The sequence below is a fragment of the Salinivibrio sp. PR6 genome, from assembly GCF_001995955.1.
GTDB classification, from domain to species: Bacteria; Pseudomonadota; Gammaproteobacteria; order Enterobacterales; family Vibrionaceae; genus Salinivibrio; species Salinivibrio siamensis.
Genome location: NZ_MUFA01000007.1, coordinates 178,240 through 191,824, shown reverse-complemented (window position 1 = coordinate 191,824; position 13,585 = coordinate 178,240). Strand labels below are relative to the sequence as shown.

The 13,585-nt window shown below is 51.4% G+C and carries 11 protein-coding genes; 1 reads left to right on the top strand and 10 read right to left on the bottom strand.

What is annotated here, in order from left to right:
• Positions 1-36: 36 nt before the first annotated feature.
• The 4 genes from BZG72_RS08145 to rlmD form a co-directional block, all read right to left on the bottom strand.
• Positions 37-1,671 carry a CTP synthase gene (locus tag BZG72_RS08145; RefSeq protein WP_046074095.1) on the bottom strand — a complete coding sequence of 545 codons (1,635 nt, stop codon included), beginning with the start codon at positions 1,669-1,671 and terminating at the stop codon, positions 37-39.
• Positions 1,672-1,822: 151 nt separating this feature from the next.
• Positions 1,823-2,620 carry a nucleoside triphosphate pyrophosphohydrolase gene (gene mazG, locus BZG72_RS08140; protein WP_046074094.1) on the bottom strand — a complete coding sequence of 266 codons (798 nt, stop codon included), beginning with the start codon at positions 2,618-2,620 and terminating at the stop codon, positions 1,823-1,825.
• A gap of 50 nt (positions 2,621-2,670) precedes the next feature.
• Positions 2,671-4,887 carry a GTP diphosphokinase gene (gene relA, locus BZG72_RS08135; RefSeq protein ID WP_046074093.1) on the bottom strand — a complete coding sequence of 739 codons (2,217 nt, stop codon included), beginning with the start codon at positions 4,885-4,887 and terminating at the stop codon, positions 2,671-2,673.
• 76 nt (positions 4,888-4,963) lie between these two features.
• Positions 4,964-6,295 (bottom strand): 23S rRNA (uracil(1939)-C(5))-methyltransferase RlmD, encoded by a 1,332-nt coding sequence (gene rlmD / locus BZG72_RS08130; protein WP_077666519.1) that lies wholly within the window; start codon positions 6,293-6,295, stop codon positions 4,964-4,966.
• A gap of 146 nt (positions 6,296-6,441) precedes the next feature.
• On the opposite strand from rlmD, the gene barA reads away from it, so the two are divergent.
• Positions 6,442-9,198 carry a two-component sensor histidine kinase BarA gene (gene barA, locus BZG72_RS08125; protein ID WP_077666518.1) on the top strand — a complete coding sequence of 919 codons (2,757 nt, stop codon included), beginning with the start codon at positions 6,442-6,444 and terminating at the stop codon, positions 9,196-9,198.
• 47 nt (positions 9,199-9,245) lie between these two features.
• On the opposite strand, the gene acpS is transcribed toward barA, so the two are convergent.
• The 6 genes from acpS to lepB are packed head-to-tail and all read right to left on the bottom strand — an operon-like array spanning position 9,246 to position 13,585.
• Positions 9,246-9,626: a holo-ACP synthase gene (gene acpS / locus BZG72_RS08120; RefSeq protein WP_077666517.1), complete on the bottom strand. Its 381-nt coding sequence runs from the start codon at positions 9,624-9,626 to the stop codon at positions 9,246-9,248.
• Positions 9,627-10,358: a pyridoxine 5'-phosphate synthase gene (gene pdxJ / locus BZG72_RS08115; protein WP_077638533.1), complete on the bottom strand. Its 732-nt coding sequence runs from the start codon at positions 10,356-10,358 to the stop codon at positions 9,627-9,629.
• 2 nt (positions 10,359-10,360) lie between these two features.
• Positions 10,361-11,056, bottom strand: coding sequence for a DNA repair protein RecO (recO, locus tag BZG72_RS08110; protein ID WP_046074088.1), 696 nt, complete (start codon positions 11,054-11,056; stop codon positions 10,361-10,363).
• 43 nt (positions 11,057-11,099) lie between these two features.
• A complete protein-coding gene (gene era, locus BZG72_RS08105) occupies positions 11,100-12,005 on the bottom strand; it encodes a GTPase Era (protein WP_046074087.1) in 906 nt (301 codons plus the stop codon).
• Positions 12,005-12,676, bottom strand: coding sequence for a ribonuclease III (gene rnc / locus BZG72_RS08100; RefSeq protein ID WP_046074214.1), 672 nt, complete (start codon positions 12,674-12,676; stop codon positions 12,005-12,007). The genes era and rnc overlap by 1 nt, the downstream gene beginning before the upstream one ends.
• A 12-nt stretch (positions 12,677-12,688) precedes the next feature.
• On the bottom strand, positions 12,689-13,585 hold the full coding sequence (gene lepB, locus BZG72_RS08095) for a signal peptidase I (protein WP_077578940.1): 897 nt from the start codon (positions 13,583-13,585) through the stop codon (positions 12,689-12,691).

The following is a 13,585-nucleotide window of genomic DNA, read 5'->3' as shown; positions in this document are numbered from 1 at the left end:
CGGCTGCCTACGTTCAGGCGACCGCTCGAATCTCGTTTATAGCTCACCGCGCTGTTTTTTGCCTGCCGCCGCAACAAACCCGGCAAACAGTGGGTGGCCATCACGTGGTGTCGACGTGAATTCTGGGTGGAACTGGCACGCAACAAACCATGGGTGCTCAGGGTTCTCGATGATCTCCACCAGCTTTTTATCTGCAGACAAGCCTGAGATTGAAAGCCCCGCTTTTTCTAGCTGCGGACGCAATAAGTTGTTCACTTCATAACGGTGGCGATGGCGCTCGTGGATCTGCGTGTTGCCATAAAGCTGGTGTGCTTTAGACCCTTCCGTAAGATGACAAAGCTGTGCGCCAAGACGCATGGTACCGCCCAGATCAGAGGTTTCACTGCGCTCTTCCACTTTGCCTTCTTCATCCACCCACTCGGTGATCAGACCCACCACTGGGTATTTACTCTCTTTGTTAAACTCGGTCGAGTTTGCGCCTTCCATACCCGCGACGTTACGCGCGTATTCAATCAGGGCAACCTGCATTCCTAGGCAAATGCCGAGATACGGCAGTTTATTTTCACGCGCATATTGTGCCGCCAGGATCTTGCCCTCTACACCTCGGTCACCAAATCCACCTGGTACCAAGATAGCATCCAAGTCTTGCAGCATTTCCGTGCCACGTGTTTCAAGATCTTGCGAGTCTACATACTTGATGTTGACGGTGAGACGGTTTTTCAACCCACCGTGCTTCAACGCTTCGTTGACAGATTTATACGCATCCGGCAACTCGATATATTTACCCACCATACCAATGGTCACTTCGCCCATTGGGTTGGCTTCTTCGTAGCTGACCTGTTCCCATTCTGACAGGTCAGCTTCCGCCGCTTCAATGCCAAAGCGGCTGCAAACCAGATCATCCAAGCCTTGAGAGCGGATGAGTGATGGGATTTTGTAGATAGAGTCTACGTCTTTCATGGTGATCACGGCTTTTTCTGCCACATTACAGAACAGCGCAATTTTCGCGCGCTCATTAGCCGGGATCGGGCGCTCACTACGACACACCAGTACATCAGGCTGGATACCAATCGATAGCAGCTCTTTCACCGAATGTTGCGTTGGCTTGGTTTTCACTTCACCCGCGGCCGCCAAATAAGGGACCAGAGTCAAGTGCATAAACATGGCATGTTCGCGGCCGACTTCAACGGTCAGCTGGCGAATCGCTTCTAAAAACGGCAGCGACTCAATGTCGCCCACTGTCCCGCCGATTTCGACAATGGCAATATCGTGACCTTCACCACCGGCGATGATGCGGTCTTTGATCGAATTGGTGATGTGTGGAATCACCTGAATGGTGGCTCCCAGGTAATCTCCACGGCGCTCTTTGCGCAGTACATCCGCATACACACGACCAGAGGTAAAGTTATTACGCTTGGTCATTTTGGTGCGGATAAAGCGCTCGTAGTGGCCGAGATCAAGGTCGGTCTCTGCGCCGTCTTCCGTGACGAATACTTCCCCGTGCTGGGTAGGGCTCATTGTCCCTGGATCCACGTTGATATAAGGGTCGAGTTTCATGATGGTGACGTTAAGGCCACGCGCTTCAAGAATGGCTGCCAATGAGGCTGCAGCAATACCCTTACCGAGGGAGGATACAACACCGCCCGTAACAAAAATGTAGTTCGTCGTCATGCTAAACCTGAGAGTTGGATTTAGAGGAAATTAATGAAGTTCTGGACGGGACATTATGATACCAGACCCCATTGACTCCCACAATGTGAAAGCTACCACACACCCTGGTGTTTTTAATTGTCACAAATCAATTATGCCAATTACAGGATATTTACTTATTCGCCTTTTTGACGGCCTGCCATGCCGATTCTAGTTCATCTAGCTGACATTGTTGAATGTTTTTTTCATTATCACGTAAGTGGTTTTCAACCTTACGAAAGCGAGATTCAAATTTTTGGTTGGCACGGCGTAGGGCTTGCTCGGCATCTGTCCCTAGGTGGCGAGCCAAATTTACCACCGCGAATAACAAGTCCCCGACTTCTTCCTCCACACGTGCCTGGTTGACAGAAGTTTGCGCCAGCTCTTGCTCGACTTCTTCAATCTCTTCCCGCACTTTATCTATCACAGGGGCGACAGTCGGCCAATCAAAGCCCACACGTGCACAACGCTTTTGCAATTTATACGCTCGTATTAAGGCGGGTAAGCCTTGTGTCACCCCATCGAGCACACTTTCCGGTTGCACAGAGGACGATTTCTCGGCGCGCTCTTTCGCTTTGATACCTTCCCAATCTGGTGCCATTAAAGGCTTTCCCTGCGCATCTTTGGGACCAAAAACATGAGGATGACGACGGATGAGTTTGTCGCAAATGCCGCGCACCACATCCTCAAAATCAAAATGGTTTTCTTCCCGCCCCAGTTGACTGTAGAACACAATTTGAAAAAGTAGGTCACCGAGCTCATCTTTTAGGTCTGACCAGTTTTCACGTTCAATGGCATCCGCCACTTCATAGGCTTCTTCTAGCGTATGAGGCACGATGGAGGCGAAGTGTTGCGCGTTGTCCCAATCACAACCTTTGTCGGGATCACGTAAGGTCGCCATAATGGTCAGTAATTGCTCGATAGGAGCCATAAAAGCGTTCCTTCTAAAAAAACGCCCTGTCGAGACAGGGCGAAGGATGATTAGCGAAGACGTTTGGCCTCAACCACATCTTTTACTTGTTCAAGCCGGTTAACCACGCGGCTCAGGGTGTCGAGATCGGAAATTTCTAAATCAAAATCCATAATAGACATTTGTTTTTTGTAATCCACGCGACTTTGCATGCCCGCTACGCGTGCTTTTTCATTGCTGAGCACGGTATTGATGTCTTTGACCAACCCGGTACGCTCATTGGCAGATAAGCGGATCCGCACATGGTACTGACCAATGTGCCCTTTACCCCAAACCGTGGCAATAATGCGCTCGGGCGCGTGATGACTCAGTTCGTTGAGTTGCTCACAATCAGCGCGGTGCACAGAGATACCCCGCCCTTGGGTGACAAAACCTTTGATCTCATCACCGGGTAATGGCTGACAACAACGCGCAAGGTGAGTCATTAAGTTATCAACACCCTCCACAACCACAGCATCACGGTGCGCCTTGCCCGTATTCGGCTTTTGCTCACTTTGTTGCAGCTTCTCTAAAAGCTGTTGCTCTTCTTCTTCAAGACTTGGCTTGTTAATCAGGCCATTGATATGGTTAACCACCTGATTAATACGCAAATCACCGCTACCAACTCCCGCGTAGAGCTCATCCAGTGTATTCACATTAAAGCGTTTGAGCGCGAGTTGAGCGTCTTTGCTGGTACCACCGATTTTTTGCAGCTCGGTATCCAAAATCTCTTTACCCGCGGCAATGTTCTTATCTTTATCCTGTTTGCGGAACCAAGCATTGATTTTGGCGCGTGCCCGGCTCGAATTCACAAAGCCATGGCTGGGGTTTAGCCAATCTCGCGAGGGGTTGGGCTCTTTTTGGGTAATGATTTCTACCTGGTCGCCCATTTGAAGGTGATAAGTGAACGGGACAATACGCCCTTCCACTTTCGCTCCGATACACCGATGCCCTACCTCGGAGTGAATATGGTAAGCAAAATCCAACGGCGTGGCGCCGCTGGGTAAGTCCACGACATCGCCGCGCGGGGTAAAGGCATAAACCCGGTCGTCAAACACTTGGCTGCGCAGCTCATCAAGCATTTCACCCGAGTCTGACATTTCTTCTTGCCATGCCAACAGTTTACGCAGCCAGGTAATTTTCTCGTCGTACCCACTGCGCCCACTGGCCGCCCCTTCTTTATACTTCCAGTGTGCAGCGACCCCAAGCTCTGCATCATCGTGCATTTGTTTGGTGCGGATTTGAATTTCTACCGGTTTACCTTCCGGCCCCAGCACCACAGTATGAATGGATTGATAACCATTGGGTTTCGGGTTGGCGACGTAATCATCAAACTCTTTGGGTAGATGGCGGAATTTGGTGTGCACGGCTCCTAACGCGGCGTAACAATCTTGTAGCTCTTCTGCGATGATGCGTACCGCACGCACGTCAAACAACTCGTCAAACTGCAGGTTCTTTTTCTGCATTTTACGCCAGATGCTGTAAATGTGTTTGGGGCGACCATAGACTTGCGCATTGATGTTGGACGCTTCCATCGCCTGCTGCAGATCGTCGACAAAATCAGTGATGTAGTTTTCGCGATCAATCCGTCTTTCCGCGAGTTGCTTAGCGATTTGTTTGTAGGTTTGCGCATGCTGGTAACGGAACGCGTAGTCTTCCAACTCCCACTTTAACTGACCAATACCTAACCGGTTAGCCAAGGGGGCATAAATGTTGGCGCTCTCTTTTGCCGCTTGTTGGCGGACAGATTCCTCCGCCTCTTTCACTTCGCGTAAATGACAGATGCGCTCCGCCAGCTTGATCACCACGCAGCGAAAGTCTTCCACCATCGATAACAGCATACGACGTACGTTATCAACCTGAGACGAGGTTGCTTCTGTCTCTGTTTGGGTATTTAAGTGGCGAATAGCCGCCGTCTGTTGTACCCCTTCTATCAGTTTGACGATAGAGGTTGAGTAAGCGTCCGCAAGGGTATCTAGGCTGATAAGCTCCGCCTCAACCACGGGGAAAAACAGGGCTGCCAATAAGGTATCAGCATCCATGCTCAAGGTGACGAGGATTTCAATCATCTCCCGGCCACGCCATAGTGGCTGGCTGAGCACGGCTTCATCGTCGCTCAATGTTCGGCAGTATTGATAACCATCTACCAACGCCTGAGTGGTTGAGGGATCTTGCCCTAACCGTTGAACCCAGGTATTGAGATCAAACGCTTCGTCTTCGTGTAGGTGGGCTTCTCGTACCGCAACCATAACCGTTCCTATCCTTATCTCTCGAGTGACAAGAGAGGCGTATCCGTATCGACAGGCCACGAGGGCCAAACTTGTATTATGCCAACCGTTTGGTGACAGGCATGAACAAAGCCATCGACTCCATGTGTCCTGTTTGTGGAAACATATCCAACATACCAAGCGTGACCAGCTGATAGCCATTATCGAGCAATACGCGCGCATCACGTGCTAGCGTGGCAGGGTTACAAGACACATACACAATATGTGAAGCCTTAGATTGTGCCACAAAGTCTATGACACCAGCAGCCCCCGCACGTGCCGGATCGAGTAAGATTTTGGTAAAATCCTGTTGCGCCCATTCACCCATCAGCGCGTCACTGTTCAAGTCAGCTTGGTAAAACTCGGCGTTCTCACAGCCGTTTTTTGCCGCGTTATCCGCTGCTTGGTCCACCATAGCTTGCACACCTTCAATGCCTACCACGTGTTTCACACGCTTAGCCATTGGCACGCTAAAGTTACCCAAGCCACAGAAAAGATCCAACACACGATCGTCTTGCTCAAGGGCAAGCCAGTCAAGTGCTTGCCCTACCATTTCTTGGTTGACCTTCGCATTGACTTGAATAAAGTCGCTGGGCGCAAACGCCAATTGACAACCTGCCACATTATAATAGGGCGCAGGCCCGACAAGACGCTCCGGTGCCATGTCGCCTTGATACAAATACAGTGTGCAGTCTTGCGTCTGTGCCCACGCCATTAACGCGTGGCGATCGTCGTTGTGCAAGCCCTTAGTGGTACGCAGTGAGACCACAGATGTGTTGTCAGCGTCAATGACGTCTAAGTGTCCCAATATACGACGGCCACGCAGGCTTTCTAAACAAGGGCGTAAGCTTGACAGGAGGCGGTTGAGTGGTGCGCTTAACACCGGGCACTGATTCACTGTGATGATCGCGCTTCGTTGACGAGCGCGAAATCCCATCGCCAATGCCCCTTTTTTATCCACCTGCAAGCTGATCCGCGCACGACGACGATAATGCCAAGCCGCATCTTCTATCGGCGTTGACAGCGTTATCTCATCACCTGCAAATTTTCGCATCAACTCATTGAGCGTTTGCTGCTTGTGTGCGACCTGTGCTTGGTGATCCAGGTGTTGAAGGCTACAGCCCCCACACTGCTGGTAAAGAGGACAACCAGGCTCAATACGCTGCGCGGCCTGGTTATCCAACTTAATTAATTGACCGCGCGCATATTGACGCTTTTGTTCGGTCAATTGCACCAAGGCTTGTTCGCCGGGCAAGGCTCCCGGGACAAAAACAGGTTTTTTCTGCAAAAAACCCACCCCGTCACCATGATGGTCCAAGCGTTCTATGGTCAGCAGTTGATGCTTTTGCTCAACCTTTTTCTTTTTCTCAGGCTTAAAAAAGCGCGCCATTATCGATTCCAGTGTTAAAAGCTTGTCGCCAAGCCAGTCAAGAGATCCTGCCAGTGGGAGTTGTGATAGTTCGCTGACTATTTTGTGATTGAATCATGTACACTGACGGCTAAATGTCGTGATTATTTTCCCATAGTTTATCTAGCATGACCAAATATGGCCTCCGCACCCGTGTCTCTGTTCTCACCATTGCCCCAACGTTGATTGTCGGCCTATTACTGAGCGCGTTTTTTACCAGCACCCGCTACCAAGATCTTGAACAGCAACTGACGGTCACCGGCTCTGCGATCATCGAGCCACTGGCGATTGCCAGCGAAGTCGGATTGAAAAATGATAGCCGTGAAAACGTACGCCGGCTAATTGGCTTTGCGCACCGCCAGCACTCACAGTTTGTGCGCAGTATTGCCGTGTTCGACCGACGTAACGAGCTATTTGTCACCTCGAACTATCATCGCGATCTTGCCATGCTCTCGGTTAACAGTGGCCAACCTATCCCCACACAACTGCAGGTAAGCCAACAGCAGGATACCTTGATTCTGCGCGCCCCTATTTTGGAGATTGGTCGGTTTACCCCTGGCCTCAATGTTGAGCGACCGCTGGGCTATATTGCCATGGAGCTAGATTTGAGCTCGGTGCGGTTAAAGCAATACCAGGAGATGATCACCGCACTGGTGATGGTTGCTTTGGGCGGAATATTGTCATGCTTCTTTGCCTATCGCTTAATTGCGGATGTCACCCATCCGATTGGTAACATGGTGACCTTAGTCGATAGAATTCGGCGCGGCCATCTTGATGTCAGGATTGAGGGTGAGTTACTCGGTGAGCTCGACACCTTGAAAAACGGTATCAATGCGATGGCTATTTCGTTGTCGGAATACCATTTAGAAATGCAGCAAAGTATTGACCAGGCGACCTGTGATCTGCGCGAAACCCTCGAGCAATTGGAAATTCAGAATGTTGAACTCGATATCGCCAAGAAAAATGCGCAAGAAGCGGCGCGGGTTAAATCTGAGTTCTTGGCCAACATGTCGCACGAGCTACGTACCCCACTTAACGGGGTGATTGGCTTTACGCGTCAAATGCTCAAAACCGAGCTCAGCAGCAGCCAGCGTGACTATTTGCTCACCATTGAAAAGTCGGCTAATAACCTGCTCACCATCATTAATGACATCCTCGACTTCTCTAAGTTAGAAGCAGGCAAACTGCTGTTGGAAAACATCCCGTTTGATGTTCAAGACATGCTCGATGAAGTGATGCGACTGCTTGCACCGATGGCGCACGAGAAAGGACTAGAGCTCACCTTGCGGACCGATGCGCGTATTCCTGCAGGGGCCGTGGGCGATCCACTCCGTATCCAACAAGTGCTGATAAACCTGATTGGGAATGCCGCCAAGTTTACTGAGCGCGGGAATATTGATGTCAGTGTCGATCTCAAGCAGCTTCACGATGAAACCGTTGAGCTACAGTTAATGGTTAAAGATACTGGCATTGGCATTTCCGAACGCCAGCAAGCCCAGCTTTTCCAAGCCTTTAGGCAGGCGGACGCCAGCATTTCGCGTCGCTATGGTGGTACTGGCCTTGGCCTAGTGATCACACAAAAACTGGTCCAACAAATGGGCGGTGACATTGGCTTTACCAGTCGCCTTCACCAAGGCTCAAGTTTCTGGTTTACCCTGCAGCTCACGCAGACCGATTTGCCAGTTTCACAACCGCTCGACATTGAACCTTTGGTGGGTCGCGACATCGTGATCGTTGAGCCGAATGCGCGCACTCGCGAGATTTTGCGTAAGCGGCTGACGCAAGTGGGGCTGAATGTCGACACTGCATCTGGCACCAATGTGCTGACGGGCCGTCACTATCACTTTGCCTTGCTCTGTTTCGACGCGGGAAGCATGCCGAGTCTTGATGCCATGCAACAAGCGGTGCAGGTCTGCGAGCAGCAAGCGCAATCAGTGGTGGTGTGTTTGCCAACCACTGAGCTAGAAGCCTCTGAGCATCTATTAAAAGCCGGGGTCAGCGCCTGTATTGCCAAGCCTATCCCTCAACGTAAACTGCTGGAGGCATTAATCGGGTCCCCTGAGGCTACGCCTTTACCCTTGCCTAAGCCAAGTGCATCACAAAAAGCGCCTTATACGGTAATGACCGTCGATGATAATCCAGCCAACTTAAAGCTGATCACTGCCTTGCTGGCCGAACGGGTCGAGAAGGTGATCACCGCAGAAGATGGGGTGAAAGCGGTCGCGCTTGCCCACCAACAAGCGTTTGATATTATTTTGATGGACATCCAAATGCCAGAGATGGATGGTGTCACCGCTAGCCAAGAAATTCGCAAAGCAGGATTCAATCAGCAAACACCGATTATTGCGGTGACCGCCCACGCGATGCCCGGTGAACGTGAGCGTCTCCTTGAAGCGGGGATGGATGATTACCTGACCAAGCCAATTGAAGAAGCCATGTTAGAGAGTACCCTCGCACGCTGGCTGCATCTTGATGAGGCGGCCTCTCAAGTGCAAAGCGTCCCATCGCCAAGCCCGTCAGCCAACCAAGATCAAAGTGTGCGACACCTAGATTGGCAGCGCGCGCTCAATCAAGCGGCAGGCAAAACGGATCTGGCGAAAGAGATGCTAACCATGTTATTGGCCTCGTTTGACTCGGTGAAAGAGGCCGTTGAGCAAGCATTGGCCGGAGAATTAGAGACTGATCAGTTATGGCACGCTATTCACAAGCTCCATGGGAGTTGCGCGTATAGCGGTGTCCCGCAGCTAAAAAGCTTGTGTCATGAGCTCGAAACCCAACTAAAAGCAGGCGCGGATATGGCTGCTATCGAGCCAGAGCTGTTAGAGCTGCAAGATGAAATTGCGCACATTGAGCAATTGGCACCACAATACTTGGGTACCTCATAAAACATCGAACGCCACACCGCGTGAGGTGCAGCCATACAGCAGTAAGCTTATGCGGTTTCTAGCACCACATACGCGATGGCATACGCTTTTTCATCAGAGAGGGTGAGCCAACACTGTGTAATGCCACGCACCTGCGCCAGTTCCGCGGCTCGGCCCGACAAGCTCAAGGTTGGTTGGCCCGAGGCCTGGTTGGTGATAATAAAGTCGTGGAACGTTACCCCGTTGGCAATGCCGGTTCCAAGCGCCTTGGCGGCGGCTTCTTTGGCGGCAAAGCGCTTGGCGAGGAAACGTCCAGGCGCGTGATGGCGCGCCAGATTGGCTTGCTCAGGCTCGGTTAAGATCCTGGCAGCAAAGCGTGGTTGGCGCGCGAGGGCTTTTTCAACACGCGCAATCTCAACAATGTCAGTACCAATTCCAGCAATGGCCATTTAGCGACGCGCCGCTTCCATGATCGCTTTCATATCCGCGACGGCTTTTTGCAAACCATCAAACATGGCACGGCCAATGATCGCGTGACCAATATTCAGCTCATGCATTTCTGGCATCGCCGCTATCGGCGTGACGTTATGATAGGTTAAGCCGTGGCCCGCATTCACTTTGATCCCCAAATCGACCGCATAACTGGCCGCCGCTGAGATTTTCTTCAACTCGGCTTGGCGATCATTGTCATTGGCGGCATCGGCGTAATGCCCGGTGTGCAGTTCAATAAACGGTGCGCCACATTGGTGAGCGGCTTCTATTTGTGTGCGGTCGGCATCGATAAATAAGGAAACCTTAATCCCCGCTTCGCTCAACGTTTGCGTGGCGGCTTTGACTTTATCCAACTGGCCCGCGACATCGAGGCCCCCTTCGGTCGTCAGCTCTTCACGCTTTTCTGGCACCAAACATACAAACTCAGGCTGCGTCTCCAAGGCTATCTCGACCATTTCATCGGTGACCGCCATTTCCAAATTCATCCGGGTTTGCAAGGTTTCTTTAAGCAAGCGAACATCACGATCAGTGATGTGGCGGCGATCTTCACGCAAATGAACCGTGATCCCAGCCGCGCCTGCACGCTCTGCCAACTCAGCGGCATGAACAGGATCCGGATACGCGGTGCCACGCGCATTGCGCACTGTCGCGATGTGATCGATGTTCACACCTAAGTAGATTTTATCCATGATTATTTCCTTCTAAACAATTCTCTGCTTTTGAGCGGCTTGGGGCCAAGATATGGCTTGAGCGCCATACGCGTAAAACGCTTTGCGGCACGTAACTGAGCGACCGTCTCAAAGTGACGCGTCGCCAACGCACGCAGATCGGCCCCCGTAAATTGTCGGTGTTGGCTTTTCATGATCGATGCCACAAAGCCTTGCTGCTCGCGATACAAGTACGTCATGTTATCGTTAATCGGGTCACCGCTGCCAGCACAATGAAGAAAATCAACCCCATAGCCCAAGGCTTCTAATAACGCGAGTTCAAAACAACGCAGGGCTGGCTCAGGATTATTGTAGCGAGCCAGCTGGGTCAATGCGGTCACATAGTCATGAAATAACGCCGGGTAAGGCGTGTGAGGCTCCAGCACACGCATCACCAGCTCATTGAGGTAAAAACCGGAATACAAGGCATTGCCTGATAGCGGTAGGGCGAGGCCTGTGGCTTCGGCACTGCGTAAAGTGCGCAGTTCACCACGTCCCCCCCATTTGAGCAGCAAAGGGGTAAAAGGCTGCAAGGCACCTCTTATCGCCGAGCGTGGCCGACGTGCCCCTTTGGCAAGCAGAGTCACGCGCCCCTCGTGCTCAGAAAAGATATCCAAAAGCAGACTGGATTCACTGTAAGGGCGCGTATGCAATACAAAGCCGCGTTGAAACCCGTCCACTCACTCTCTCCTCCTGGCATGGGTACCTGAATCAGTGGGTCACTTAGAGATCGTCGATATAACCGAGGCTGCGTAGCGCGCGTTCATCGTCGGCCCAACCTGACTTCACTTTTACCCAAAGCTCAAGGTAAACCTTGCGCTCATACAGTTCTTCCATGTCTAGACGCGCTTCACGGCCAATGCGCTTGATCTTTTCGCCGCCTTTACCAATGACCATTTTCTTTTGGCCATTGCGCTCAACCAAGATCAAACCATTGATATGAAACCCGTCCGTTTCTGGGTTGTAGTCAAAGCGCTCGATTTCGACGGTGACCGAGTAAGGCAGCTCCTCACCGGTAAAGCGCATCAGTTTTTCGCGGATAATTTCAGAGGCCATAAAGCGCTGAGAGCGGTCTGTGACGTATTCTTCAGGGAAGTAAAACTCACTTTCCGGTAACGCGTCACGCACCTTCTGTTCAACCACATCGATATTGGTGCCGTGTTTCGCGGACACCGGGATCACGTCAACAAACTCCATCTTTTCCGACAAGGTTTGAAGGTGTGGAAAGAGCTCGGTTTTCTCTTTCACATTATCGACTTTATTGACCAACAAGACCGTTGGCAAACCAGAGCGCGCTAACTTGTTGAGCACCATCTCGTCGTCTTTGGTCCAATGGGTGCCATCGACCAAAAATAACACCAGTTCGACATCGGTTAATGAGCTGTTCGCCGCACGGTTCATCAAGCGGTTGATCGCGCGCTTTTCTTCGATGTGCAGCCCTGGGGTGTCAACGTATACCGCTTGATAGTTATCACGGGTATCCACCCCCATGATGCGGTGACGTGTGGTCTGCGGTTTCCGCGAAGTGATCGACAGCTTTTGCCCCACTAAGCGGTTCAGTAATGTTGATTTGCCGACGTTCGGACGGCCTACAATGGCAATAAAGCCACAGCGCTGTGTATCAGTCATTATGTTAACTTCTGTAATGCGAGTTCTGCAGCCGCTTGCTCTGCCTTGCGACGGCTGCTGCCTTTTCCAATCACAGAACTCTCCAGTCCTGATACTTGGCACTCTACCGTAAATTCTTGGTTGTGTGCCTCACCACGCACTTTCATCACCGTGTAAGACGGCAAGGGTTTGCGTTTACCCTGTAGGTGTTCTTGCAGTCGGGTTTTCGGATCTTTTTGACTCGCGCCAGGCTCAATGGTCTCGAGGCGGTGTTGATACCACTGCAGGATAATCTCCTGCACTCGGTTGATATCACTGTCCAAAAAAATCGCGCCAATCAAGGCTTCGACGGCGTCAGCGAGAATCGAGTCACGACGAAACCCGCCACTTTTAAGTTCTCCTGGGCCAAGGCGCATCACTTCGCCCAGAGAAAACTCACGTCCGATCTCCGCCAAGGTGTTACCACGCACCAAGGTAGCGCGCATTCGGCTCATGTCGCCTTCGTCCACTTTCGGAAAACGGTGGTAAAGATCCTCGGCAATCACAAAGCTCAAAATCGAGTCGCCTAAAAATTCGAGACGCTCGTTATGGGTGCCATTGGCACTGCGGTGCGTTAACGCCAATTCGAGTAATGCAGCGTTGCTAAATTGGTAGCCGATATCACGCTGCAACTTATCTGTTAGTTTTGTCATCATAGTCCAGAATTAATCAATTCCACCAATACGGTTAAAGCGAATGCCTGTCGGTACCCACGATGGTAGCCAGCTATCACTGGGGCGCTCAAATTCAAAGCTAACCCAAATAGCAACCGCTTTGCCCACGAGATTGCGTTCAGGGACGAAGCCCCAGAAGCGGCTATCCGCGCTGTTATCACGGTTGTCACCCATCATAAAATAGTGCCCGTCTGGCACGACCCAGCGGTTGACGCCCGGACGTGGCTGATACGCGCTCACCCGATCTTGCTTTTTAGGGTGCACCAAAATCTGATGCGACTGCTCCCCTAACTGCTCCTGCGCTTGCACAAGGTTGATGCCCGCTTGAATAAACTGGCTCGGCTGAATATCGTCAATCGGCACCGGCTGACACTGAGATTCGCCCTTGGGCTGAATACATAGGCGCTTATCTTCATACACAACCGTATCGCCCGGCAGCCCGACCGTGCGCTTAATGTAATCGATATTGGGTTGAGGCGGGTATTTAAATACCACGATATCACCGCGCTCTGGTTTACCTGTCTCGACAATTTCAGTGTGGAAGGCAGGATCACGTAAGCCATAGGCAAACTTTTCCACCAAGATAAAATCCCCGACCAATAAGGTAGGCATCATCGATCCGGATGGAATTTGAAACGGCTCATAAATAAATGATCGCAACACCAGTACCACCGCGATCACTGGAAAAATAGACGCCATATTTTCAACCCAGCTCGGTTGAGGCGCCACTTTAGCAACTTGTTCGGCATCCAGTTCACGCGCTGACACCTTGAGGGTTTCCCCTGCCGCTTGGCGGCGGCGCGGTGCCCAACGGTATTTGTCTAACGCCCAAACAATGCCGGTGACCAAGGTCACCAGCACTAAAATCAAAGAAAACGTATTGGCCAT